Raw genomic sequence first — 26,676 nt, 5'->3', positions numbered from 1 at the left:
TCGATTATGGTCATCAAAGCAAAAAGCCTGCAGGATGCAGAAGACCTTCTGTATTCAGGCATCAGCAAAGTAGAACTGGCCTATGACATCGGCAGCGACGACTTCTTTCGTCTGGCAACGCACTGGTGCGATCGCGGTGCCCGTATTACCCGCGGCCATCAGCATTTTGTTGTACAGCTGAAAAGCTTTGCCATCCCGCCCAATCACTGACGCTGCCGCGTTCCGCCAGCCGCCTGTAACCGGCTCAATGGCCGGTTATGACTGATGTATTAGCGTTACGTTAACGACCGGTATCCGTTCGCTCAACCGCATCGAGCGTGGCCATATCGCGCTCGCGGCCGCTGAGTTCCACCAGCTGCCCGTTGCGCATCTCCAGCAGCCGATCGGCGTGAGTAAAGTAGTGATCGTCATGACTGATGGCAAACACCGTTTTACCTGACGCCTGCAGCCAGGGCAGCAGCTCGCGGTAAAAGATTCGGCGGAAATGCGGATCCTGGTCGGCGGCCCATTCGTCCAGCAGCAGAATATCCCGCTCTTCCGCGGCGGCCAGCAGCAGCGCCAGGCGCTTGCTCTGCCCTTTCGACAGCTGAAGATTCAGCACCCGGTTGCCATCAAGCTGCAGTTTTTCGCTCATTTTCAGCCGCTCCAGCCAGCGCTGAACCAGGGCCGGATCGGCCGGCTCACCGCCGTGGCCAATCAGACGGTCAAACAGATGCACATCGGTAAATACCGCTGAAAAGTGCTGCCGCCACAGATCGGGTTGCTTACTGCTTATCTCTTTACCATCCAGCAGCAGGCTGCCAGCGTGCGGCTGATAGAGGCCGGTCAGCAGCATCGCCAGCGTGGATTTACCGCTGCCGTTACCGCCAATAAGAAACAGCAGTTCGCCACGCCGCAGCGTCAGGTTGACCGGGCCCACCGCAAATCCCTGTTCGCCGTAATGGAAACAGACGTCGCGCAGCTCCAGCGTTTGCCACGTGCTGACTGGCGACGGGACGCTGAAGGCAGGCTCATAAGGTGCCAGGTCGAAGCGGTTGAGTTTGCGAAACGCCACCTGAGCGCTGAGCAGCGTTGGCAGCGCCCCCACGGCAGAGAGCAGCGGCGTGCGCAGAAACAGCAGCGTCAGTGAATAAGTTGCCGCCACGGCGGTGTTCGCCCAGCCAAGACCGTTTGCCATAAAAAACACAATACCGATGCCGCCCAGCATCATGATGTTAGACCAGTTAACGGCGCTGAGATGGAAGGTGTCGGCGCGCACAATATGGTGGCGATAGCGGCCCGCATTCTCCTGATAAACCGTGTCATAAATCAGCCGCGCCCGATCGCGGTTAAGCTGCAGCTCTTTACGCCCTTCGATAATGGTCTGGAAATCACGATAGAGATCGTCTTCGATATCACGCAGCTTTGCCATATGCTGATAGACGCGCGAAACCAGCAGCCAGCCGCCCACCAGCGTGATGGTCAGCCACAGCATGGTCACCAGCAGCATTTCCGGGGAGAGCCACGCGAGATAAAGCGCCGAACCCAGGGTGATAATAATGCCCTGAATCAGCTCCGGCAGCCGGACAAACGCGATGGTAATGGCACGCACATCGCTGGTCAGCCCCGCCAGCAGCTGAGCGCTGCCCAGCTGTTCAATGCGCTCAACGCTGGTATCGAGGATACGCTTGATAAATTCGCCCCGCAGCCGCCAGACAAAATGGTGTCCCAGCTGCGTCAGCGCCAGCTGCGAAGCGAGCGTGACCGCCATCAGCAGAAACAGCTGACCGAGAAACGCCGGCAGCACCGTTGCGTCACTGTTGATCGCCACAATCAGCTCATTGTTGATATAGGCGATGAGGCCTATTCCGAGTGCGGCACTCAGCAGCGTAAGAAGGAGCACGCCGGTAAACGGCCAGCGATACTGACGAAAAACCACCTGAAGCAATGCCATCACTCTGTTCCAAAGGTCAAAAAAATGCTGCCTGCAGTTTAATGACCCCTCAGATGATAGCAAGAATAATTCTCATTCCCTGTTGCATCAGTGTGCCCGGCGAAAGGTCAGATTATAGCGAACGGTACCCGCCTCAGGATGTACACCGGGTTTGAGCGGCAGAATACCGTGATAGCGCAGCCGCGACGGGCCACCCCATACCACAATATCGCCATGCTCCAGCAGCACGCGCTGCGTGGCGTCACCGCGCGCAAACCCGCCAAACTGAAAGACCGCCGGCAGCCCCAGCGAAACAGAGACGATCGGCTGATGCAAATCGCGCTCATCTTTGTCCTGATGCAGCGACATTTTTGCACCTGGCGCATAGCGGTTGATCAGGCAGGCATCCGGCGTAAAGTGACTGAAACCCGCCTCCTGCGCACACTGCTGTGCCAGCTCACGAAACAGCGGCGGCATCGCAGGCCAGCGCTGACCATTGCTGACATCCTGTTCACTGTAGCGGTAGCCGCGCGCGTCACTGAACCAGCCCACATCACCGCAGTTGGTCATCGCCACGGACATACGGTAGCCCCCTGGCGTAATACGGTGCGTGAACGGATGCTGCGCCGCAATCGTTTCAATTGCTGCCAGTAGCGCGGGTGCATCAGCACGGGCGCGGCGGCGCAGAATGACCGCCCCCTCCGCCAGCGGCTCCTGCCACGGCGCTTCATCGCTAAACAGATCCAGCATTATTGCCTCCGGTTACGATTTATCGATAAGAAATGCCCTGAACCGGGGGGACATCCAGTGGCTGAAGCCGTCACCCTCTTTGGTGATCAGATAAACAGCCAGATGCTCTTTCAGCGCCAGCGCTTTTGCGCGTTCGGTGCCCAGCACCATCAGTCCGGTATCCCAGCCATCCGCTTCCAGCGCCGTTGTGGCAATCACCGTCGCAGAAACCAGCTTATGCTGAATGGGCCGCCCGGTTGCGGGATCGATGACGTGCGAAATGCGTTTGCCATCCAGTTCATAATAGTTGCGATAGCTGCCGGAGGTGCTGATGCCGTGCCCCTGCAGGTCAACGCGCGCCTCAACCGCGTTTTCGCGATCGGTGGGTTTCTGAATAGCCACCCGCCACGGCTGCTGGCTGGCATTGCGGCCGCGACTGAGTACAGCCCCGCCGACCGATACCAGATAGTCGGTTATTCCCTGCTGTTCCATCAGTCGCGCCAGGTGATCGGTGGCATAGCCCTCCCCCATAGTGGAGAGATCCACATAAAGGCCCGGCAGATCTTTCTGCAGCCACTGCCCGCTTACGCTCTGGATCACCCGCAGATGCGCGAGGCCGGTTTCAGCTTTGGCCGCCGCGATTGCTGCCTCATCCGGCTGATGCGCCGGTTGCCCGGCAGGCCCGAAACCCCATAAGTTTACCAGCCTGCCTGCCGTGATATCCATGGCACCCGCGGTTTTGGCGCCAATGCGCAGTGAGAGAGTCACAATATCCGCCATATCTGCACTGACGGGCTGCGGCGCTGTACCCTGGTACTGATTAAAGCGCGACAGCACTGAAGTGCTTTTCCAGGTAGAGAGTTCACCGTCATCGCGATCAAGCTGCTGCTGGATGGCCTGCTGCAGCGCGCCCTTACGCTGCGGGTCGACACCGGCAAGCGTGACCCGCCAGACGGTGCCCATGGTGTTGCCCTGCAGAACCAGCGGCTCACGTTGCGGAGTGCGGTCGCAGGCCGTCAGCCCCGCCACCACCAGAGTCGTCAGCAAAATATTCCGGAAATACATCTTTTCCTCGTCTGTTACACAGAAATACAGCGTATTACAAAGCATAAGCTGCGGGTAATTTACGCTAAATCTCATTGAATTAACGCCGATCATGCTGCAGGCTTTAACACCAGGCATAATCCCTTTAAGGAGCACAGATGATGTATGTATTAATCGCCGCCCTCTCCGCCGCGCTGTTCCTGTACGGCAGTTATCGCAGCTGGCAGCACGCGCGTCAGCGTTCACTGGAAAGCTACAGCGCACGGCGACGTTAAGCCCTGCACTATTATTATCCACTCTGCACTACTTCAGGGCTGGCGCAGTGTAACAAACCCCGTTTGAGGCGTGTGACGCTGAGAGCGGCAGCATGGCATAAATGCTGCATTGTTGAGAGCAGGTTTATTCTCAGCGAGGTGCAGTATGGCGATGTCGAAAACGCAGAGTGAAAAGTGGCAGCGGTGGCTGAGCTTTTCTGCTTTTACCCTGGCAGGTATTGCGCTGGAGGGAGGTCAGCCCGCTGCAGCGGCGCAGACTGCACCGCGTCCGGCGGCAAAAGCCCGGCGCTGGCGTGGCGTACAGTAGGTCAGATGCTGAGCCCGCTTAATGCCGGCCTGCGGATAAATGCGGATATCACAGAATAAAGCGGGAAAGGTGGCGCGCAGCCCGCAGGGCGGCGCGCCAGATACTCAGAACTGGTAAACCAGACCCAGCGCCACAATGTCATCGGTATTGATACCGGCATTGTTGGTAAAGGTGTTGTCATCCAGCAGATTGATCTGATAATCCACATAGGTCGACATGTTTTTATTGAAGTAATAGGTCGCGCCCACGTCGATATATTTTTTCAGGTTCTGGCTGCCATAACCTTCAATATCTTTACCGCGTGAATTGACGTAAGCCAGTGACGGACGCAGGCCGAAGTCAAACTGATACTGCGCAACCACTTCCCAGTTGTCCGCTTTGTTTGCATAACCGAAAGCGTCAGAATCCACTGAACCAAAACGCGTTGCGTTGTAAGAGCGGGTATACATCGCAGCCAGATAAATGTTGTTTGCGTCATATTTCAGGCCGCCGGTATAAGCTTCCGCTTTATCACCCTGACCCAGTACACCTGCAGCATTCTGGTTATTGGTGCGATCGGACTGGAACATCGTACCGCCCAGTGCCAGACCATTACCCAAATCATAGGTGGTGCTCAGGCCCCAGCCGTCACCGTTTTCACCCAGAACATCACGGCCAGAGGCGGATTCAGTCGGGTTGTCATTTTTGCCCTGGTACTGAACGGCAACGTTCCAGCCATCCACCAGACCAAAGAAATTATTATTACGGTAAGTTGCCATACCGTTACCGCGCTGGAACATAAAGTTGTCCGCGCCATAAGTATCGCCACCAAACTCCGGCAGGACGTCAGTCCATGCGCCAATATCATACGCAATGCCGTAGTTGCGACCGTAATCGAAAGAGCCAGCGTCACCAAAACGCAGACCGGCAAAGCCGACGCGGGTATAGCTGTCTTTGGTGCCTTCGCTCTCAGCCGTGTTCAGCGCGGCCTGGTATTCCCACTGACCGTAACCTGTCAGCTGATCGGTCACCTGAGTTTCACCTTTAAAACCAAAGCGCAGGTAAGACTGGTCACCGTCTGAGCCATCGTTGTCAGAGAAGTAGTGCAGACCATCTACTTTGCCGTAGAGGTCGAGTTTGTTGCCATCTTTATTATAGATCTCGGCTGCGCTTGCTGAACCCGCCACCAGCAGTGCCGGGATCATCAGGGAGAGAACGCGACGATTCATTTATTTACCCTCGGTTATGTGCCTTTATAGTTATGCCACTGCAAACTGAATGTTAAAAATTCAGCCGGCAATTCATTGTTGTTTTATAGTGGGCAATAATCTATCAGGAAAATGATACTAAATTTCCGAAAGTGTTTCATTTGATTACAAATTTATTGCCACATGTAAATATCGTGGAACTAATAATCAGCACGCATTGATAAAAAATAAAGCACAAATAAACAAACGTAATTAAATTCCTTTTAATTCAACGCAGTGCATTAATTTAATGCCGCACTGAATGATAAAACTTTGTTGCCGTCAGCCTCTACAATTATCAACGCTATCATCATTTATTTTATTATTATCTTCATTCACCCCGAATGAGTGTTTTACCCTGATTCCCGCCGGACATATTTGTCCGGCATTTTTTTATCTGCTCTGTTTTCCCGCCAGTATAATAACGCAATCAGCGCTCACGCAGCGCTTCAGTCGCTTTATTCAGTGGCTTAAGCAGATAATCCAGCACCGATTTTTGCCCGGTTTTTATCTCTACATCTGCCAGCATACCCGGCAGCACAGGAAAGTGCTGTCCGCGCCGGGTGGTCAGCGTTGCCGTCTGCGTTCGCACATAGACCCGAAAATAGGGTGGCTCGCGCGGGTCGCTCCCCTCCAGTGTATCCGGTGATACGCTCTCAACGATGCCCGGCAGATCGCCATAAATAGCGGTATCATACGCAGTGATTTTCACCGTTGCAGGCAATCCGGCACGGATCCAGGCGATATCCCGCGGCGCAACGCGCGTCTCGATCAGCAGCCGATCTTCCAGCGGGACGATCTCCATCAGTTTGCCGCCTGGCTCGACCACACCGCCCGGCGTGGTAATCGCTATCGCTTTAACGATGCCATAAACCGGCGAAAGCAGTGCAGTACGCGTCAGCTGATCTTCTCTGCCTGCGGCAACCTGCAGCTGCGCATCCAGCTCTGCGCTGTTTTTGACCTGTTCTTCGTGCGTCCGCACCGCGTAGTCGTTGCGCACCTCATCGATTTTTCCCTGCAGATCGCTGACCTGGCGCCGCAGCCGGATCGCTTCGACTTTCCCCGCCGCGCCGCGGGCCACCAGCGGCTCAGTCAGGTTGAGTTCTGCCTGTACCAGCGTCAGCGACTGCTGAAGATTCTGCAGCGTTATCGCCAGATTTTGCCGGCGCGACTGATAGAGCTGGCTTTCGCGCGCAACCAGCTGCGGGTAGCGGCGAATATCCGTGCTGAACTGCAGGGGTCGATCGCTGAGCTCGGCATCCAGCCGCTCTGCCGTTGCCCGCAGTGTCCGTACTCTGGCGCTGGCTTCGCCATAGCTGGACTGGTAGCGGGCGGGATCGAGCGTGGCCAGCAGCTCACCCTTACGAACAATATCGCCCTCGCGCACGCTGAGCTGTTTGAGGATCCCGCCATCCAGATTGTTGATAATCTGTGCCCGGCTGGAGGGCGTGACTTTGCCGCTGCCTGTTGTGACCTCATCCAGCACGGCCACGTGCGCCCAGATCAGCAGCAGCAGCAGCGTAAGCGCGCAGAGCCAGATAATGCGCGACGCCGCCGCCTCGTTATCCGTGTTCATCTGCCACCTCCGGCTGCGGAGTACTGCGCTGCAGAATGGCATCGCGCGGGCCATCAGCCACGATTTCGCCGTTCTTCATGACGATAATCCGATCAACCAGCCCCAGCAGCGCCGGACGATGCGTGACCAGCACCAGTGTACGCCCCGGCAGCCACTGCGCCAGCTGACGGATCACCTGCGCCTCCAGGGGTTCATCCAGCGCCGCCGTAGGCTCATCCAGCAGTACAATCTGCGGCTGACGCAACAGCATCCTGCTGAGCAGAATCATCTGCCGCTGACCGCCAGAGAGCCCGCGTCCGCCTTCATGAATGAGACGATCAAGCGCGGCGGCATCCTGCTGCAGCAGCGATAACGCCCCGCTTATGCGCAGCGCCTGCAGCATCTCCTGCTCGGTGGCGTGCGGGTTACCAAGCAGCAGGTTCTGCCGCAGAGTGCCGAAAAACAGGCGCGCCTCCTGCGACAGCCAGCCGAGCTGCCGCCGCAAATCTGCCGGATCGAGCTGCTGCATGCTGACGCCGTCAATCATAATGCGCCCGCTGACGGGCATCGCCTGCCCCGCCAGGATTTTCAGCAGGGTCGATTTCCCTGCCCCCACCCCGCCGAGAATCGCTATACGCTCGCCGGGGCGGATTGTCAGGTTATCGATAGTAATCGCCCGCAGGCTGTTTTCATCATAGTGATAGCGTACCTGCTGCAGCTGAAAGTGTCCGCTGAGCACCGGCGCATAAGCCGGCATGCCGTTCTGTGGCTGGTCAACCGGCTTTTTAAGCAGCTCGTTGAGTCCGGTCATGGCGCTGCGCGCATGCTGCCAGCGCGAAAATACCAGCGTCAGCTGCATCAGGGGAGCGAGCGTACGCGCGGAGAGCAGGCTGCTGGCCACCAGCGTACCGGTAGTGATCTGGTTGTTCAGGATCAGATACACCCCGGCAACCAGCATTCCCGCATAGGTTAGCTGCTGCACGCTGCCCGCCCAGCCGGTGAGGCGCGCGCCCCACAGCCGCTGCTGACTGGCGAGCGTCGCACTGACCTCATGCGTCTGTTCCCACTGCCGCTGGAACCAGGCCTCCGCCTGCAGCGCCTTGATATCCTCCACCCCCTCCAGCGTCTCCACCAGCAGCGCCTGCCGCAGAGCACTTTCACGCTGGCCCTGCTTCGCCAGCCGCGCCATCGGGATCTGTACCAGCAAACCCGGGATCACAATCAGCGGGATCGCCAGCAGCGGCACCAGCACCAGCCAGCCGCCAATCGCTGACAAAATAAACAGAAACAGCACGACAAAGGGGATATCTGCCGCAGCGCTGACCGTGGTAGACGTCAGTAACTCGCGTACCTGCTCGACCTCACGCAGCTGCGCAATAAAAGCGCCGGTTGAGCGCGGCCGCGCCTCGTTGCGAATGCGCAGCGCGCGGGCAAAAAGCTGCGCCGAGAGGGCCAGATCGATCCGCTTGCCCATCCCGTCAGCAACCCGGGTACGCGCCAGCCGAATCAGATATTCCATCAACGCAGCAAGCAGCACCCCGCTGAACAGCACCCATAGCGTGGGTTGGGAGCGGGCCGGTATGACTCTGTCGTACACCTGCATTGAGAACAGGATGCCCGCCAGCGCCAGCAGATTGCTGACCAGCGAGGCGAGACTGATTTCAGCCAGACGCCGTTTCATGGGCCGAAAATGCTGCCAGAACCAGTGTGGCTGCCAGGGACGCACAAACGTATCCATCCGCACATCCCGTGCGCGGGCCGCCAGCGTAATCACGCCCACTTCCGGCTGCGCCTGTGCCAGCAGGTCGCTCAGTGGGGCTGAGCGCACACCGTCGCCGCCCGCACTCAGCCAGTACTGCACCCTGCCCTCCTCATCTGCCGACTCTGCCAGCGCCAGCGTGCCGTCATTCAGGCGCAGCAGCAGCGGCATCACGGCCTGACGCCAGCGCAGTTTGCGTGCGCTGACAAATTGCAGCACCAGCCCCATGCGCTGCGCCAGGTCGGTCAGCTGCGCCTGCGGCGATGCTGCTGCCAGCCACTGAAGCTGCAGGCGACGGCGATCGGTGGCGATCCCCAGCACGGCCGCAGCCCGGTCCAGCGCAGCAATCGCTTCGTCGCATGTATGCGAGGGTGAACGCATCCCTGAGTCGCCTTATAAAAAAGAATGATGGCCTGCCTGTGCCGCAGGTAACTTATACCAGTGCCGCTACCGGTTGCTGCTGCAGATGATCGGCCAGCGTCCAAACAGTGTCGCTGCTGCCGTAATGGTGATCAGGCTCGCTGACCATCGCCGTGGCCCCGGGTATGGCGTCTCCGGCACCATAGTGCGCCAGCAGGGTATCAATAGCCGTTGCGCTGAAATCGCTGCTCCCGGCATCGCCATTTACCGTGACCGTCTGGACGGCGCTGGCCAGATTGCCGGCCTTGTCCTGGGCACTGACGCTCATCTGATAGCTGCCCGGCTCCAGCGTCGCCAGCTGGCCCGCCAGAATGGTCAGCGACCACTCTCCGCTCTCCTCTACCGCGGCACTGTAGTGCTGATCACCCAGCGTCACGGTGACCAGACTTCCCTGTGCCAGATGAAGAGAACTGCCCTGGATAAGATGCCAGTGATCCACCTCATCATGCGCAATAACGCCATCGCCAAACGGCTGCTGCAGCGTCAGCGACGGCAGCTGATGAATCGCCACGGTGAACAGATCGCTGAGGGTCTGGCTATCGTGATTACCGTAGCTGTCCCAGCGCTCAGCGATAGCGCTGACAGGCCCATCCGGCAGCGCCTGCAGATCGGCCACGCTGAGCGTGACCATGCCATCGACTGGCGTGTACGCCTTGCCATTCAGCGTCAGCTGATTTACGCCCTCAAGATAAAAACTCAGCGTATGCTGCGCTTCCTGCGCGTTCAGAATGGTATCGCCGCCAATATTCATTTCGCAGTAAATGTCGGGCAACTGCGTCACGACGTTAAGCGTCAGCGTGCTGTCGGTGCTGTTGCCGGCGGCGTCGAGCGCATAAACGCGCACTTCGCCGGTCGAAATAAAGCTGCTGACCTCGCTGGCAGGAATGATCGCCTGCCAGTGACCCTGCGCATCGATAGCCGCATGAAAGACTGTCTCTCCGACGCAGAGCTCCAGCTTCTGGCCCGGAGCCAGTGCTGAGAGCGTACCGCTCAGCGTCAGGTCCTGCTGGCTCTCGGCAAAATTGATGACGTTGTCAGCGGTAACGCTGTCGAAGCTGATGTGTGGCAGGCTTTCCGGGTGTGTTACCAGCGTCAGCTCATGCTGTACCGTACTGGTTTTGCCATTGGGATCGCGGGCGCTGACCTGCAGCTGATACACCCCATCCGACAGCGCCTGCAGATCCTGCGGCGTAAACGTCGCCTGCCATGCGCCGTGCTCATCGACGAGGGCAGTGGTGCTTTTGTTTCCCAGCGTCAGAGTGACATGGCTGTTAAGCGGCATATGGGTGACCTGCCCGCTGATCTCCACGCCATAAATGCCCTCCGCTACGCTAATGGCGTTATCACCGCTCACGGGATGTACGCTGATCTCCGGCCTGAGAGTTTTATCTACGTAAACGCCAAACCCCACTTCGGTCGCGGTGCTGTTACCCGCTTTATCAGTGATGGTCAGCGTCAGACTGTAGTTGCCATCCGCTAATCCCTGTAATACTGAGGGGGGCATAGTCGCATTCCAGTAACCCCAGTGATTGACCGTGCTGTGCCAGCTTTCACCGTTGAAGCTGATTGTTACCGTTGCGCCCGGTTCCTGTTCTGCGCGACCGCGCAGGTGGATGGCGCGGCTGCTCTCCCAGGCTGCGATAACGCCATCCTGCGCCAGCGGCTCATAGGGGTGCAGTGCGGCCGGCGGCGTGGTATCGGCACGACGCTGCTGACTGGCCATAACCGGGCTGGCACCCTCAGTGCCAGAGGTAAATAACGACGCGAACGATAGAGTGGATTGATCTGAAAACATAGGTAACCTCGTTACAGAGTACGTATTGCACCAGTGATTACCTGTATTAATGTTTCAGGCAGAGTGGTGCGCCATACAGGCCATAACAGTATGGCCCGTTTCGCCTGATGGAAACGGGTTACCCGCGGGTAACAAGGTTAAAGGTATGACGTTAAATGCGTGCTCCCGGTCGGGCTGGCACGCGTGACGATCTTGCTATAAGCGGCACCTTTAGCGGTGACCTGCCTTATCTTAGCGCGTTTTTCTGACTGCTGTCTGGTGGCAAAAATCCGGAAAAGCGTTCTGAATTGCGCACCCAGCTAAAACCACAGTCAGCTAACCGCCTGCCGCTGATTGCATCAGTATATGTCATCAATTGACCGACTTAATTTGCGTTAAGTCACTTAATGTTTATCAGGCAGTACCAGGAAATATCTGGAAAAAATTCCGGCCTGGCTAAATGTCGGTAAGATGTCCGATTCCTGTGCAGCAGCAGGCAAGGCAAATTGCGCGTTAATTCCGCTGCACCCCCTGCTTTAATGCTAAACTTCGACGCTTTAACAGCGGATCAAAATAACTTCTATGACTGCACTGGACGCCGCACAGCCAGCCAAACTGCATCAGCGTGTTAATTTCGGCACGCGCACTGTTTTTCTTATCGCCGGGTTGAGTATGTCTGCCTGGGCGCCGCTTGTGCCTTACGCCAGCCAGCGCCTGCAGCTGAGTGGTGCCTCTCTCGGCGGGCTTCTGCTATGTCTGGGCATCGGTTCGCTGGCTGCGATGCCGGTTACCGGCACGCTGATTGGTCGTTTTGGCTGCCGCCGAATCATGACCTGCTCTGCGCTGCTGATTCTGGCCGTGTTGCCGCTGCTGGCCACGCTGGACCAGCTTTGGCTGATGGCATTGACGCTGATGCTGTTTGGCGCCGGACTCGGCATGCTGGATGTTGCCATGAACGTGCAGGCGGTTCATGTGGAAAAAGCGGCACGCAAACCCATGATGTCCGGCTTTCACGGCTTTTTTAGCCTGGGCGGTATTATTGGCGCCGGCGCGGTGAGTCTGCTGCTGGGGGCCGGGCTGACGCCGCTGCAGGCCATCAGTATTATGATGGTGCTGATTGCCGTGCTGCTCTGCTGCAGTCTGCCAACGTTAATGAGCGAGCGACTGCGTCAGGCCGATGAGCCCTGGCTGGTGATCCCGCGAGGCTGGGTCGCTTTTCTCGGCTGTCTCTGCTTTATTCTGTTCCTCGCCGAAGGCGCCGTGCTGGACTGGAGCGCCCTGCTGCTGCTGCAGAGTCCGGGCATCAGCGTGGCCTATGCCGGGCTGGGCTATGCGGTGTTCTCGGTTGCCATGACGATTGGACGGCTGACCGGCGATAAAATCATTCAGCGTTTTGGCCGCTATCGGGTCATGCTTACCGGCGCGCTGGCTGCCAGTGCAGGTATGACGCTGGCCGTGCTGGTTCCCTGGCCGCAAGCGGCACTGCTGGCATTTCTGCTGGTAGGATTCGGACTGGCGAATACGGTGCCGATGCTGTTTAATGCCGCCGGTAACCAGCAGACCATGCCTGTTAATCTGGCGATATCGGCCATGACAACGTTAGGCTATGCGGGTATTCTCTCAGGCCCGGCGTTGATCGGCTTTATTTCCCAGTGGCTCACACTGAGCGGTGCATTCCTGCTGATTGCTCTGATGCTGCTGGCTGTCGCTGCCAGCGCACGACGGGTTACGCGTTAATTGCAGGATCCTGAGACTCACTATGCTTTATAAATTTCCACTGACTTCCGGCAACGTTACACGCTTTGTCGTGGTGTTCAACCTGGTGCTGCTGCTGGCACTGGGTGCGATGGTACATAACAGCGTCAGCGCCTGGATCGCTGAGAAGCGCTATGCCATGACCGATCTGGCGCGTGATATGCAAAAGCGCATCGATGCTTACCGCTTCGCCACCTGGCAGATTTACGAAAACCTCGCTACCAGTGCTGCCGGTTCTGCTCCCAACAGCACGCTGCAGGAGACCCGGCTACGCCCGGATGTCTACTATCTGGAAAAAACGCGCCGTAAAACGGAAGCGCTGATCTTCGGTTCGCATGACGGCAGTACGCTGGATATGACCATGCGTATGTCCGGCTACCTCGATACCTTATGGGGGGCAGAAAACCCCGCGTGGTCGATGTATTTTCTGAATGGTCAGGATAACAGCCTGATCATGATCTCTACCCTGCCGCTGAAAGATATGGCGACGCGCTACAAAGAGAGCGCGCTGAATACGCTGGTCGACAGCCGCCGTGCTGAGATGCTGCAGCAGGCTAACGCCCTTGATGAGCGCGAAAGCTTCTCGCCGCTGCGCCATTTTACCTGGCAGAACGATCACTATTTTACGCTGCGCACGACCTTTAACCAGCCGGGTCACCTGGCGACAGTGGTTGCGTTTGATCTGCCGGTTAACGATCTGGTGCCGCAGAACCTGCCGCTGGAGAATTTTCAGCTGCGTCAGGATGCTACCCAGAGCAGCAGCACTGATGATGGCAGCGACGGCACCACCAGCGTTACCCTGGTCAACCCCGATCTGGAGATTGCCGCCTCGCTGCCCAGTACGCCGCTGCAGCTGGTTTATCGCGTACCGCTGCTTAACCTCGCGCTGGATACGCTGCATAACCTGATGTGGCCGCTGCTGATCAATCTGCTGCTCTTTCTGCTGTCGATTGCCGGTATGACCCTGCTGCGTCAGCAGGCGCTGCGCCCGAATGAGAATCAGAGCGCAGAGCTCGATTCATTGCGTATGCTGAATGAAGAAATTGTCGCCAGCCTGCCGGTCGGGCTGCTGGTGTACGATTTCGCCACTAACCGCACTTTGCTTAGCAATAAGATTGCCGATCACCTGCTGCCGCACCTGAATCTGCAGAAGATTATTAATATGTCTGACCAGCATCAGGGCGTGCTGCAGGCGACTATCAATAATGAAGTGTATGAGATCCGCCATGCGCGCAGCGTGCTGTCACCGCATACGCAGCTGTTTATGATGCGCGATCAGGATCGCGAACTGCTGGTCAATAAGAAGCTGCAGAAAGCACAGCAGGTACTGGACCGCAATCACCAGATGCGTCAGCAGCTGATGCAGCAGCTCGGCCATGCCCTGAATCGCCCGCTGCAGGATATGGTGACGCGCCTGGTCCAGCTCAGCCAGCGTAGCGACGATGAGAGCGTGCTGGATCTGCTGGATGAGAGCCAGCGGCTGGCCCGCCTGGTGGATGACATTGTGCTGCTGAACCGGCTGGAAGCGCATGACTGGTCGCCGGAAGCGAGCGCATTTAATCTGCAGGATCTGCTGGACGAAATCGCGCTGGAGAGCCTGCCGCTGCTGCGGCGCAAGGGCCTGACGCTGGTCGTCAATAATCAGCTGGCGAATGATGAAATGCGCAGCGGCGATCGCCGCGCGCTGCGTAAGGTGCTGACCACCCTGATGCATTATGCGCTGACCACCACGCAATGGGGCAAAATCACGCTGGAGGTTAAAACGCCGGCGGATAAACCCGATGTACTGCAGCTCCAGCTGGTCGACACCGGCTCCGGGCTGACCGCGGATGAACTGACGAACGCCGATTTTCCCTACCTTGGTGAGACGTCACAGGATCGTTTCGGCCAGGCTTCCGGAATGGCCTTTTTCCTGTGTAAACAGCTATGCAAACAGATGGGCGGTCAGTTAGACATTATCGCTAAACCCGATATCGGCACGCGCTATAACATTCAGCTGCCGCTCGCGCTGCAGCCGCTGCTGGATGAGCAGGAAGAAAAATTACTGGAGGGCGTGACTGCCCTGGTCGATATAGCAGTTGAAGATGTACAGAAAATCGTCTGTCGCCATCTGGAGAACTGGGGGGCGAAGTGCCTGACCTCAGATGAGCGACTTTCTGGTCAGGAGCATGACGTTCTGATCACGGACGACCCTGAACGTCTCAGCGGCTGGGCGTTACTGCTGGCGGGCGATGAGCTGGGGCACCACGCCCTGAGCGACAGGCAGTATCGCGTGAACTATAACCTCAGCAACGCCCTGCTTGACGCACTGCTGGCCCTGATTGAGAAGCAGCTGGCCAGTGATTTGATGGAGGAGAGTGAAGAAAATGAGGCTGCCACACCGCTGTTAAGCGGCGGCTATTTCCAGCTGTTTACCGAGACAGTACCGCCTGATGTCAGGAGGCTGTATACTGAAGCGTCGGATAGTGACTATCCTTCTCTTGCTCAGACAGCGCATCGCCTGAAAGGCGTTTTTGCCATGCTCAATTTGCTGCCGGGTAAACAGCTTTGTGAAGCGTTAGAACAGCATATTAAAATGTGCGACGATTTAACCATTAAAAATACCACCAGTGAAATTGACGCCTATGTCAATCAACTGCTGCAGCAAGGTAACCAATAAGATGAATAACCTGAACGTAATTATTGCCGACGACCATCCCATTGTTCTGTTTGGTATCCGTAAGTCTCTGGAACAGATTGAATGGGTTAACGTAGTAGGTGAGTTTGAAGACTCTACAGCACTGATCAACAGCCTTTCTAAGCTGGACGCGAATGTTCTGATCACCGATCTCTCTATGCCTGGCGAGAAGTATGGCGACGGCATTACCCTGATTAAGTACATCAAGCGTCACTACCCCGATCTCTCGATCATTGTTCTGACTATGAACAACAATCCGGCGATCCTGAGTGCCGTGCTGGATCTCGATATCGAAGGGATTGTGCTGAAACAGGGCGCCCCGACCGATCTGCCAAAAGCGCTGGCCGCGCTGCAGAAAGGCAAAAAATATACGCCGGAAAGCGTCGCTAAGCTGCTGGAGAAGATCAGCGCAGGCGGCTATGGTGACAAGCGTCTGTCGCCGAAAGAGAGTGAAGTACTGCGTCTCTTTGCTGAAGGTTTCCTCGTGACTGAGATTGCCAAGAAGCTGAACCGCAGTATCAAAACCATCAGTAGCCAGAAGAAATCAGCCATGATGAAACTGGGTGTGGATAACGATATTGCGCTGCTGAACTATCTCTCCTCGGTCAGCGCCACGCAGATCGACAAAGATTAATCTTTGCGGGCGGCCTGCGGGCCGTCCGATTCTTCCTGTGCGCTCCGGTGAGCCACACCGCAACGCCTCGCCCTCTCCTCTTCCGCTATCGTCTTCTTCGCTGATCTCCGGCCTGACAACAGCATGCGATTACTGAACCGCACACATTATGTCTGGCGCCCGGTACGCACGCGCGCAGCATAGCGTGCCAGAGTGACTTTCAGCTCATCCAGCGTCACCGGTTTTGACAGGCAGTTATCCATACCGGCATCCATACAGCGCTGCTTCTCTTCCGCCAGCGCATTGGCAGTGACGCCAATTACCGGGAAGACATGCCCCAGCTGGCGCAGGCGCTGCGTCAGGCGATAACCATCCATGTTCGGCATGTTGACGTCGCTCAGCACGATGTCGATATGATTGCGACTCAGCACGTTAAGCGCATCAACGCCATCCTGCGCCGTTTTGGTCTGGTAACCCAGCGTGCCGAGCTGCTCCGACAGCAGCATACGGTTGATGGGATGATCATCCACAATCAAGATAGTAATATCTTCATTGCTGGCATTTTCAGCTGCAGGCGGCGGCAGTGGCGTGGTGGTATCGCTGTCAATCGTGATGCGGTAAATACGCCCCAGCAGCAGCGGCAGGTCGTGCAGCGTTGCGCTGCTCTGCACCCAGACGCCCGGCGACCGTTCCTGCGGCATGTCGATATGTTCACCGCAGATCAGAATGCGCGCGCGCACCGCCTGCATCAGTGAATCATCGTGATCGCTTATCACCACATCGTCGCTTTCAGCCTGCCCCTGCCAGGCCGCCGCTTTGAGTCCCTGTTGCTGCAGCAGACGCAGCAGAAACGCAGCGAGATAATCATTGCGCAGATCGAGCCAGATCGCTTTCTCCTGCAGGCCATCCAGCAGCGGCGGTGCCGGCTGCTGGCCGGCGTAGATCGGAATACGCACAATAAACTGGCTGCCCATACCCGGTTCAGAATCGACCTCGATATCGCCATCCATCATGTTGATCAGCTTTTCACAGATCGCGAGTCCCAGCCCGGTACCCTGGAAGTTGCGCTGGACGCCGGACCCTACCTGGAAGAAAGGATCAAACAGTCGCGTTACCTCTCTGGCCGGAATGCCGACCCCGGTGTCGCGCACGCGAAAGGCGAGATACCCCTCTTTCACATAGGCGTGCAGAATAATGCAGCCGGTGTGGGTAAATTTAATGGCGTTATTAAGCAGGTTGGAGATCACCTGCTGCAGCCGCAGCGGATCGCCATCCAGCGCCAGCGGCACATTGTTTTCCATGAAAACATAGAGCGTAAGGCGCTTGCGCACTACCAGCGATAAATAGTTGCTGGTGATATGGTTAATGACCTCACGCGGTGAGAAGGGGCGCGGCTCAATCTTCAGCTGTTCTGACTCTATCTTTGAGAAGTCGAGAATGTCGCTGATAATTTTCAGCAGCAGGCTGGAGGAGTTATTCATCGCGGTAACCAGTGACTCCACCCCTTTGGGCAGGCTTTTGGTTTGCAGCAAATCGAGGTTACCGATGATGCCGTAAAGTGGCGTGCGCAGTTCATGGCTGACGGTTGCAAGGAACATCGATTTCGACTGGCTCGCCTGTTCGGCGGCGTGTGCCATTTCCTGCAGCGACTGCTCCATACGTACGCGGGAGGAGACATCAACCAGCACGCAGATGGCCACATTTTCATTGCGGTAGCGCGAGTGCACAAAGCTGATCTGCAGGTTGGTATTACTGCCGGTCAGCACATCAACAAAATTCACCTGCTGACCGCTGATGATTTCGTTAAGCCGCTGGCGATCTTCCTGCGTCAGCAGCGTAAGGTAGTTGTGTGCCAGTTCGTTACTCAGAATATTGGTGCCATCGCTGGTGCGCAGGATGCAAATCCCTACCGGCGCCGATGCGACAATTTTACGGTTAAACTGCTCATGCTCTTCCAGCCGGTGTGCGTTATCTTCCGCCGGCAGGAACATGCGGCGCTCGAATATCCACGCCAGGGTGAAAAGCAGAATCGCACTGAAAATGTTGAGCAGCAGCGCGTTAAGCAGCAGCAGCCGCAGCTGATCCACCATCACCGAGGTGGGCAGAGACCAGATTATATTCAGATCCGATGGCGGCAGCGGCTTTTTCAGCACCAGCTGGCGATAGCTATCGAGGTAGCCAAACCAGGTGTTCTCATCCGGCAGATCGTCCAGCGCATAACCGGGTCCGCTACGGCGACTGCTCAGCAGCGGGCGATAATTTTCATCGGTGATGGTCGCCACCAGCGGCAGCCCGCCGGGCTGAATAAATTCATCCAGCCGGATATTCTGCTCAACGCCCAGCAGCGCCTGCAGTTTATTGGCGACGTAAACCGGGACGACCATATAGAAGTTGCCGTTTCCGGGCTGCGCGCTGTCGGTGATCCAGTACATCGGATTGCGCCGATCTTCCTCATTACTGTTGCGATAGTGCAGCACATGTTCACGCAGCGCCTTCATGCTGCGTTCACGATCTACCGGATTGCTGCTGCCAATGGTGAAATCAGCCAGGCACTGGCTCTCGCCGCCGATAAAAAATACGCGATTCAGCTCATAAGCCGCAGCAAAATTGCTTTTCCAGTAGTTGATAAAATAGCTGAGCGAGTCGAGCGAGTTACGCCAGGTATTGCTCATTGAGGTGCAGTCACCATCGGAAAAGAGCGGCGTAAACTGCGGCAGCGTGCTTTTGCCGGCGGGCAGGCCGTTGAGCATGTCCAGTCCGTTAGCGCTGCTGCTAAGGCGGTTTTCCGTGATGTACTTTAGTTCGCGCATGACGTCAGCCGAGTGCCGGACGTACCACTCTGCTTTACCGTAATTCGCCGCGAACTCCTGGCGTATTCCATTCTCTTTTTCATGCAGCACATTGATGATATAGAAGGTGGTCAGCAATGCACCCAGCGACCAGAGCAGCAGCGCCAGCGCCCGAAAAAGATAGCGCGAGATACGAAGCGTGGTACGAAAGGAGACGAGATATTTCAAGAGAGGCTCACTGGCGGTAACGGTTAACAGGACCCAAAAAGGTGCACATACACTAGCTTTATCGCTGCGAAAAAGCCAGTTGGTGCAGGGTGCAGGACGAAAACTCAGATAATAAAACGGCAGGTCGGTTGCCCTGACCTGCCGCTGCTAAGGTGCATCAGACAGTTATGCGTCGTCTTCTGCGTCCGGTGCCTCGTCATCGCTGTCGACTTCCGGCGCAATATCTTCTTCGCCTTCCGCCACGCTGCCGTCGATGGCATCCAGCTCCTCTTCTTCAACCGGCTCCGCCACACGCTGCAGGCCAACAACGTTCTCATCGTCCGCGGTGCGGATCAGGATCACGCCCTGCGTGTTACGGCCGACCACGCTGACTTCTGATACGCGGGTACGTACCAGCGTGCCGGCGTCGGTGATCATCATAATCTGATCGCCGTCCACTACCTGTACCGCACCGATGACCGGTCCGTTACGATCGGTGACTTTGATCGAGATAACACCCTGAGTGGCACGCGATTTAGTCGGATACTCGCTGTTAGCCGTACGCTTACCGTAACCATTCTGCGTAACGGTGAGGATCGCGCCCTCTTCACGCGGCACAATCAGTGACACCACTTTATCGTTTTCTGCCAGCCTGATACCGCGCACGCCTGAGGCTGAACGGCCCATGGCACGCACTGCACTCTCAGCAAAGCGCACCACTTTACCGGCGGCAGAGAAGAGCATCGCTTCATCATTGCCGTTGGTCAGCGCCACGCCGATCAGCTCATCATCTTCACGCAGGTTAATGGCGATGATGCCGGCACTGCGTGGACGACTGAACTCCTGCAGCGCAGTTTTCTTCACGGTGCCGCTGGCTGTTGCCATAAAGATATTGAAGCCTTCGGTATACTCACGCACCGGCAGAATAGCCGTAATGCGCTCATTGGCTTCCAGCGGCAGCAGGTTAACGATAGGACGCCCGCGTGCGCCGCGGCTCGCTTCCGGCAGCTGATATACCTTCATCCAGTAGAGACGGCCCCGGCTGGAGAAGCAGAGAATCGTGTCGTGAGTATTGGCGACCAGCAGGCGATCAATGAAGTCCTCTTCTTTGATACGTGCGGCTGATTTGCCCTTACCACCACGGCGCTGCGCTTCATAATCTGACAGCGGCTGATACTTAACGTAACCCTGATGCGACAGGGTAACAACCACATCTTCCTGATTGATCAGATCTTCAATATTGATATCTGCGCTGTTTGCGGTGATCTCAGTACGGCGCGCATCGCCAAACTGATCGCGCATCGCTTCCAGCTCTTCGCGGATCACTTCCATCAGGCGGTCAGCGTTCTGCAGAATGTGAATCAGGCCGGCAATCTGATCCAGCAGCTCTTTGTACTCATCAAGCAGTTTCTCATGCTCAAGACCGGTCAGTTTCTGCAGACGCAGATCCAGAATCGCCTGAGCCTGCTGCTCGGTAAGATAGTAGCGGCCGTCACGAATACCAAATTCAGGCTCCAGCCACTCCGGACGTGCAGCATCATCACCGGCACGCTCCAGCATAGCGGCAACGTTGCCGAGATCCCATGCCTGCGCCAGCAGGGCACCCTTCGCTTCTGCCGGCGTTGGCGCGCGACGGATCTGCTCGATAATCGGATCGATGTTCGCCAGCGCAATCGCCAGACCTTCAAGGATGTGGGCACGATCGCGCGCTTTGCGCAGTTCAAAGATGGTGCGACGCGTCACCACTTCGCGACGGTGGCGCACAAAGGCTTCGATGATCTCTTTCAGCGCCATGATCTTCGGCTGACCCTGGTGCAGTGCCACCATGTTGATGCCGAAAGAGACCTGCAGCTGCGTCAGCGAATAGAGGTTGTTCAGAACCACTTCACCCACGGCGTCGCGTTTAACTTCAATGACAATGCGCATACCGTCTTTGTCGGACTCGTCGCGCAGTCCGCTGATGCCTTCAACGCGCTTCTCTTTAACCAGCTCGGCAATTTTTTCAATCAGACGCGCTTTGTTGACCTGATAAGGGATCTCATTGACGATAATGGTTTCGCGGCCGGTTTTCGCATCAGTTTCGATTTCGCCACGCGCGCGGATGTAGATCTTACCGCGCCCGGTGCGGTAGGCCTCTTCGATACCACGACGGCCATTGATAAAGGCTGCAGTCGGGAAGTCCGGCCCGGTGATGTGCTCCATCAGCCCTTCTACGCTGATGTTTTCATCATCGATAAACGCGAGGCAGCCGTTGATCACTTCAGTCAGGTTATGCGGTGGAATGTTGGTTGCCATTCCCACGGCGATACCAGAGGAGCCGTTTACCAGCAGGTTAGGAATTTTGGTTGGCAGCACTTCCGGGATCTGCTCGGTGCCATCGTAGTTTGGCACAAAGTCGACCGTCTCTTTTTCCAGATCGGCCAGAAGCTCAGAGGAGATCTTCGCCATACGGACTTCGGTATAACGCATCGCTGCAGCGGAGTCGCCATCAACGGAACCGAAGTTACCCTGACCATCAACCAGCATATAGCGCAGGGAGAACGGCTGGGCCATACGGACAATACTTTCGTATACAGCAGAGTCACCGTGCGGGTGATACTTACCGATAACGTCACCTACCACACGGGCAGATTTCTTATAGGCTTTATTCCAGTCGTTACCCAGTTCGCTCATGGCGTAAAGCACGCGGCGATGCACCGGCTTCAGGCCATCACGGACATCGGGTAAGGCTCGGCCAACAATGACCGACATGGCGTAATCGAGGTAGGAGTTTTTCAGCTCTTCTTCGATATTGACCGGTGTAATTTCTCTCGCAAGGTCGCTCATGGAGCCGCTATCCCTCTACTTAATCCCGGATTTTAAAGGTGCGAAAGTATATCACATTGCTTACGTGCGGTGAACGTAAAGCGGGGTTTTCTGGCGCTTTTCGTTCACGCTGAGAGATGCCACCTGGCGTTTAAGCGTTTATACTCAGGAGATATTTTGCCAGGAGTCGTTATGCAATGAGTGAACAACCGCAGGAAAGCCGTCAGAACGTCGATCACAGTGAGATTGCCAAGTTTGAAGCGGTCGCTTCGCGCTGGTGGGATTTAGAGGGCGAATTTAAGCCGCTGCACCGTATTAATCCGCTGCGTCTGGGCTGGATTGCGCAGCACAGCAATGGCCTGTTTGGCAAAAAGGTGCTCGATGTCGGCTGTGGCGGTGGCATTCTGGCAGAGAGTATGGCGCGTGAAGGCGCGGAAGTGACCGGACTGGACATGGGCGCGGAACCGCTGGCCGTCGCGCGTCTGCATGCGGAAGAGAACGGCGTCAGCGTCAATTATATTCAGCAGACAGTGGAAGATCACGCTGACAGCCATGCCGGCCAGTATGACGTGGTGACCTGCATGGAGATGCTGGAGCACGTACCCGATCCGCGCTCGGTTGTTATGGCCTGCGCCCGCCTGGTAAAACCCGGTGGTGAAGTCTTTTTTTCTACCATCAACCGGAATCCAAAAGCCTGGCTGCTGGCAGTGTTCGGCGCAGAATATGTGCTGCGCATGCTGCCGCGCGGTACGCATGACGCTAAAAAGTTTATCCGCCCGGCGGAACTGCTGGACTGGGTTGATGAAACCACGCTGCGTGAACGTCACATGATTGGCCTGCACTATAATCCGCTGACCAATAAATTCCGTCTCGGGCCAGGTGTGGACGTGAACTATATGATTCATACCCACGCTCAGGCTGATGCCGCAGACGAAACACGCTGATAGCAGAGGCTCGCGCTACAGGGCGAGCCTCTTTTCCTCTTCCCCGCTAGCCGATCTTCTCTGTTTCGTCTCTGCCATAATCACGGGTTCCGCGCCTTTGATTGAGATTTACGCGCTCAGTCATACTATTAAAAAAAAGTATGAAGCCGTTGACAGCTAACCCAGGCCTTATGCCACGCGGATCCAGGATTTTTCCCGGCTACCAGGACTGATTCTTTGCCAAAAATCAACTCTTGTTAAGCAAAGAATGCTGACTAAAATACTCACCATATAGTTAGTAAAACTTCCCGAACCCCCTATATATAGTGTTTATCCACAGGCTTACTCACAGCGAGCGGCTTGTGCATAGACCTTGTGAATAGTTAGGGGATAATTTCCTATTTCATGGACAGGTAAACACGCGACATGAACCAAAGTCTGCTCGTCACCAAACGCGATGGCCGTCAGGAACGCATTGATCTCGATAAAATTCACCGTGTACTCGACTGGGCGGCTGAAGGGCTGAACAACGTTTCAGTTTCTCAGGTTGAACTGCGCTCCCACATTCAGTTTTATGATGGCATCAGAACGTCTGATATCCATGAAACCATCATCAAAGCTGCAGCCGATCTGATTTCGCGCGATGCGCCGGATTATCAGTATCTGGCCGCACGTCTGGCTATCTTCCACCTGCGTAAAAAAGCCTACGGCCAGTTTGAGCCGCCGAAGCTTTACGATCAGGTCGTGAAAATGGTGGAGCTGGGCAAATATGACCGCCACCTGCTGGAAGATTACAGCACCGAAGAGTTTGAGCTGATGGACAGCTACATCGATCACTGGCGTGATATGAACTTCTCTTACGCTGCCGTTAAGCAGCTGGAAGGAAAATATCTGGTGCAGAACCGCGTCAGCGGCGAGATCTATGAGAGCGCCCAGTTCCTGTATATCCTGGTCGCGGCCTGCCTGTTCTCGAACTATCCACGCGATACGCGCATGAGCTACATCAAGCGCTTTTATGACGCGATCTCCACCTTTAAGATCTCGCTGCCGACGCCAATCATGTCTGGCGTGCGCACCCCAACCCGTCAGTTCAGCTCCTGCGTCCTGATTGAGTGCGGCGACAGTCTGGACTCTATTAACGCCACCTCCAGCGCCATCGTGAAATATGTGTCACAGCGTGCCGGTATTGGTATCAATGCAGGCCGCATCCGTGCGCTGGGCAGCCCGATTCGCGGCGGTGAAGCGTTCCATACCGGCTGCATTCCGTTTTATAAACATTTCCAGACGGCAGTGAAATCGTGCTCTCAGGGCGGCGTACGCGGCGGTGCCGCCACGCTGTTCTACCCGATGTGGCATCTGGAAGTGGAAAGCCTGCTGGTGCTGAAAAACAACCGTGGTGTGGAAGGTAACCGCGTGCGCCACATGGACTACGGCGTTCAGATCAACAAGCTGATGTACACCCGCCTGCTGAAAGGCGAAGACATTACCCTGTTCAGCCCGTCAGATGTCCCGGGCCTGTATGATGCGTTCTTCGCCGATCAGGAAGAGTTTGAGCGTCTCTACACCAAATATGAAAAAGATGAGAGCATCCGCAAGCAGCGCGTAAAAGCGGTCGATCTCTTCTCGCTGATGATGCAGGAGCGCGCTTCAACCGGCCGTATCTACATCCAGAACGTCGATCACTGCAATACCCACAGCCCGTTTGATCCGGCGATTGCGCCAGTGCGTCAGTCTAACCTCTGCCTTGAGATTGCGCTGCCAACCAAGCCGCTTGACGATGTGAATGATGAAAACGGCGAGATTGCGCTCTGTACGCTTTCTGCCTTTAACCTCGGTGCTATCAACAGCCTCGACGATCTGGAAGAGCTGGCAGTACTGGCGGTGCGCGCGCTCGATGCACTGCTGGATTATCAGGACTATCCGATTCCGGCAGCACAGCGTGGCGCAATGGGTCGCCGTACGCTGGGTATTGGCGTCATTAACTACGCTTACTACCTGGCGAAGCACGGCGTGCGCTACTCAGACGGCAGCGCCAACAACCTGACGCACAAAACCTTTGAGGCCATTCAGTACTATCTGCTGAAAGCGTCAAATGAGCTGGCAAAAGAGCAAGGCGCCTGCCCGTGGTTTAAAGAGACCACCTATTCGCAGGGCATTCTGCCGATTGATACCTATAAAAAGGATCTGGACGCCGTCTGCAATGAACCGCTGCATCTTGACTGGGAAGCGCTGCGTGAATCTATTACCACGCACGGCCTGCGTAACTCCACGCTCTCTGCCCTGATGCCGTCAGAGACCTCTTCGCAGATCTCAAATGCCACTAACGGTATTGAGCCGCCGCGCGGTCACATCAGCATTAAAGCGTCTAAAGATGGCATTCTGCGTCAGGTCGTGCCGGAGTATGAGCGCCTGAAAGATCAGTATGAACTGCTGTGGGAAATGCCTTCTAACGATGGTTATCTGCAGCTGGTTGGCGTGATGCAGAAGTTTATCGATCAGGCGATCTCCTCGAACACGAACTACGATCCGGGCCGCTTTGCCAATGGCAAAGTGCCGATGAAACAGCTGCTGAAAGATCTGCTTACCGCCTATAAGTTTGGTGTGAAGACGCTCTATTATCAAAACACCCGCGACGGCGCAGAAGATGCACAGGACGATCTGGCACCGTCAATTCAGGATGATGGCTGCGAAAGCGGCGCCTGCAAAATTTAACCGGCGACGCGTACTTATGTCAGGGCTGGCGCTGCCAGCCCGCTTCACTTTTTGGACTTAGTCATGGCTTATACTACTTTTTCACAGAATAAAAACGATCAGCTGAAAGAGCCGATGTTCTTCGGCCAGTCCGTGAACGTGGCGCGTTTCGATCAGCAGAAATATGACATTTTTGAAAAGCTGATTGAAAAGCAGCTCTCATTTTTCTGGCGTCCGGAAGAGGTCGACGTCTCACGCGATCGTATCGATTATCAGGCGCTGCCGGATCATGAGAAGCATATCTTCATCAGCAACCTGAAGTATCAGACGCTGCTCGATTCTATCCAGGGCCGTAGCCCGAACGTCGCGCTGCTGCCGCTGATCTCTATCCCGGAGCTGGAAACCTGGATCGAAACCTGGGCGTTTTCTGAGACCATTCACTCACGCTCCTACACCCATATCATCCGCAACATCGTCAACGATCCGTCGCTGGTGTTTGATGATATCGTCACCAACGAGCAGATTCTGGCGCGTGCGCAGGATATCTCTAAGTACTACGACGATCTGATTGAGATGACCAACTACTGGCATCTGCTGGGTGAAGGCACGCATCAGGTTGCTGGTAAATCAGTTACCGTCAGCCTGCGTGCGCTGAAAAAGCAGCTCTATATCTGTCTCATGAGCGTCAATGCACTGGAAGCGATCCGCTTTTATGTCAGCTTCGCCTGTTCATTCGCTTTTGCCGAGCGTGAACTGATGGAAGGCAACGCCAAAATCATCAAGCTGATCGCGCGTGATGAAGCGCTGCACCTGACCGGCACCCAGCATATGCTGAACCTGCTGCGCAGCGGTGAAGACGATCCGGAGATGAAAGAGATTGCTGCTGAGTGCCGCGATGAGTGCTTCGAGCTGTTTAAAAAGGCGGCGCTGCAGGAGAAAGAGTGGGCAGAGTATCTGTTCAGCGGCGGCTCAATGATTGGTCTGAATAAAGATATTCTGTGCCAGTACATTGAATACATCACCAATATCCGTATGCAGGCAGTGGGTCTCGATCTGCCCTTCCAGACCCGCTCTAACCCGATTCCATGGATCAACTCGTGGCTGGTGTCTGACAACGTGCAGGTTGCACCGCAGGAAGTGGAAGTAAGCTCCTATCTCGTGGGTCAGATCGACTCCGAAGTAGGCGAAGATGACTTCAACGATTTTCAGCTCTGA

General features: G+C 56.2%; 17 protein-coding genes. 8 read left to right on the top strand and 9 right to left on the bottom strand.

What is annotated here, in order from left to right; genetic code table 11:
- The first annotated feature begins 6 nt into the window (after nucleotides 1-6).
- Nucleotides 7-210, top strand: a complete 204-nt coding sequence (locus BBA90_RS09180) for a hypothetical protein (protein ID WP_065648857.1) — start codon at nucleotides 7-9, stop codon at nucleotides 208-210.
- Nucleotides 211-280: 70 nt separating this feature from the next.
- On the opposite strand, the gene BBA90_RS09175 is transcribed toward BBA90_RS09180, so the two are convergent.
- From BBA90_RS09175 to apbE, 3 genes are all read right to left on the bottom strand, one after another.
- Nucleotides 281-1,933 (bottom strand): multidrug ABC transporter permease/ATP-binding protein, encoded by a 1,653-nt coding sequence (locus BBA90_RS09175; protein ID WP_065648856.1) that lies wholly within the window; start codon nucleotides 1,931-1,933, stop codon nucleotides 281-283.
- An 87-nt stretch (nucleotides 1,934-2,020) separates the two neighbouring features.
- A complete protein-coding gene (alkB, locus tag BBA90_RS09170) occupies nucleotides 2,021-2,662 on the bottom strand; it encodes a DNA oxidative demethylase AlkB (RefSeq protein ID WP_065648855.1) in 642 nt (213 codons plus the stop codon).
- A 12-nt stretch (nucleotides 2,663-2,674) separates the two neighbouring features.
- Nucleotides 2,675-3,706: an FAD:protein FMN transferase ApbE gene (gene apbE / locus BBA90_RS09165; protein WP_065648854.1), complete on the bottom strand. Its 1,032-nt coding sequence runs from the start codon at nucleotides 3,704-3,706 to the stop codon at nucleotides 2,675-2,677.
- A gap of 399 nt (nucleotides 3,707-4,105) precedes the next feature.
- On the opposite strand from apbE, the gene BBA90_RS19305 reads away from it, so the two are divergent.
- Nucleotides 4,106-4,267, top strand: coding sequence for a hypothetical protein (locus BBA90_RS19305; protein ID WP_167350667.1), 162 nt, complete (start codon nucleotides 4,106-4,108; stop codon nucleotides 4,265-4,267).
- Between the two features lie 104 nt (nucleotides 4,268-4,371).
- On the opposite strand, the gene ompC is transcribed toward BBA90_RS19305, so the two are convergent.
- The 4 genes from ompC to BBA90_RS09145 all read right to left on the bottom strand — a co-directional run bounded on the left by ompC (nucleotide 4,372) and on the right by BBA90_RS09145 (nucleotide 10,950).
- On the bottom strand, nucleotides 4,372-5,475 hold the full coding sequence (ompC, locus tag BBA90_RS09160) for a porin OmpC (RefSeq protein WP_065648853.1): 1,104 nt from the start codon (nucleotides 5,473-5,475) through the stop codon (nucleotides 4,372-4,374).
- A gap of 448 nt (nucleotides 5,476-5,923) precedes the next feature.
- A complete protein-coding gene (locus BBA90_RS09155; protein ID WP_065648852.1) occupies nucleotides 5,924-7,069 on the bottom strand; it encodes an HlyD family efflux transporter periplasmic adaptor subunit in 1,146 nt (381 codons plus the stop codon).
- Nucleotides 7,056-9,188, bottom strand: a complete 2,133-nt coding sequence (locus BBA90_RS09150) for a type I secretion system permease/ATPase (RefSeq protein WP_065648851.1) — start codon at nucleotides 9,186-9,188, stop codon at nucleotides 7,056-7,058. The genes BBA90_RS09155 and BBA90_RS09150 overlap by 14 nt, the downstream gene beginning before the upstream one ends.
- A 52-nt stretch (nucleotides 9,189-9,240) precedes the next feature.
- The gene (locus BBA90_RS09145) at nucleotides 9,241-10,950 is read right to left on the bottom strand and encodes an Ig-like domain-containing protein (protein ID WP_240484887.1); all 1,710 of its coding nucleotides are present in this window, start codon (nucleotides 10,948-10,950) and stop codon (nucleotides 9,241-9,243) included.
- Between the two features lie 633 nt (nucleotides 10,951-11,583).
- On the opposite strand from BBA90_RS09145, the gene BBA90_RS09140 reads away from it, so the two are divergent.
- From BBA90_RS09140 to rcsB, 3 genes are read left to right on the top strand one after another with little or no spacing between them, the layout of a single operon-like run.
- Complete coding sequence (locus tag BBA90_RS09140; RefSeq protein ID WP_065648850.1) at nucleotides 11,584-12,738, top strand: MFS transporter; 1,155 nt, start codon at nucleotides 11,584-11,586, stop codon at nucleotides 12,736-12,738.
- A 22-nt stretch (nucleotides 12,739-12,760) separates the two neighbouring features.
- The gene (rcsD, locus tag BBA90_RS09135; RefSeq protein ID WP_065648849.1) at nucleotides 12,761-15,415 is read left to right on the top strand and encodes a phosphotransferase RcsD; all 2,655 of its coding nucleotides are present in this window, start codon (nucleotides 12,761-12,763) and stop codon (nucleotides 15,413-15,415) included.
- 1 nt (nucleotide 15,416) lies between these two features.
- Nucleotides 15,417-16,067 carry a response regulator transcription factor RcsB gene (gene rcsB, locus BBA90_RS09130; protein WP_033750421.1) on the top strand — a complete coding sequence of 217 codons (651 nt, stop codon included), beginning with the start codon at nucleotides 15,417-15,419 and terminating at the stop codon, nucleotides 16,065-16,067.
- A gap of 146 nt (nucleotides 16,068-16,213) precedes the next feature.
- Here rcsB and rcsC read toward each other — a convergent pair whose 3' ends face one another.
- Both rcsC and gyrA read right to left on the bottom strand, forming a co-directional pair.
- A complete protein-coding gene (rcsC, locus tag BBA90_RS09125) occupies nucleotides 16,214-19,063 on the bottom strand; it encodes a two-component system sensor histidine kinase RcsC (RefSeq protein WP_065648848.1) in 2,850 nt (949 codons plus the stop codon).
- A gap of 165 nt (nucleotides 19,064-19,228) precedes the next feature.
- Entirely contained in the window at nucleotides 19,229-21,868 is a 2,640-nt protein-coding gene (gene gyrA / locus BBA90_RS09120; protein ID WP_065648847.1) for a DNA topoisomerase (ATP-hydrolyzing) subunit A, read from the bottom strand.
- Between the two features lie 176 nt (nucleotides 21,869-22,044).
- On the opposite strand from gyrA, the gene ubiG reads away from it, so the two are divergent.
- The 3 genes from ubiG to nrdB all read left to right on the top strand — a co-directional run bounded on the left by ubiG (nucleotide 22,045) and on the right by nrdB (nucleotide 26,676).
- Complete coding sequence (gene ubiG, locus BBA90_RS09115) at nucleotides 22,045-22,791, top strand: bifunctional 2-polyprenyl-6-hydroxyphenol methylase/3-demethylubiquinol 3-O-methyltransferase UbiG (protein WP_065648846.1); 747 nt, start codon at nucleotides 22,045-22,047, stop codon at nucleotides 22,789-22,791.
- A gap of 405 nt (nucleotides 22,792-23,196) precedes the next feature.
- Nucleotides 23,197-25,482 carry a class 1a ribonucleoside-diphosphate reductase subunit alpha gene (gene nrdA / locus BBA90_RS09110; RefSeq protein WP_065648845.1) on the top strand — a complete coding sequence of 762 codons (2,286 nt, stop codon included), beginning with the start codon at nucleotides 23,197-23,199 and terminating at the stop codon, nucleotides 25,480-25,482.
- Between the two features lie 63 nt (nucleotides 25,483-25,545).
- Nucleotides 25,546-26,676, top strand: coding sequence for a class Ia ribonucleoside-diphosphate reductase subunit beta (nrdB, locus tag BBA90_RS09105; RefSeq protein ID WP_065648844.1), 1,131 nt, complete (start codon nucleotides 25,546-25,548; stop codon nucleotides 26,674-26,676).

Source organism: Pantoea eucrina, from assembly GCF_001691555.1.
GTDB lineage: Bacteria > Pseudomonadota > Gammaproteobacteria > Enterobacterales > Enterobacteriaceae > Pantoea > Pantoea borealis.
This window is presented reverse-complemented; position numbering and strand designations above follow the sequence as displayed.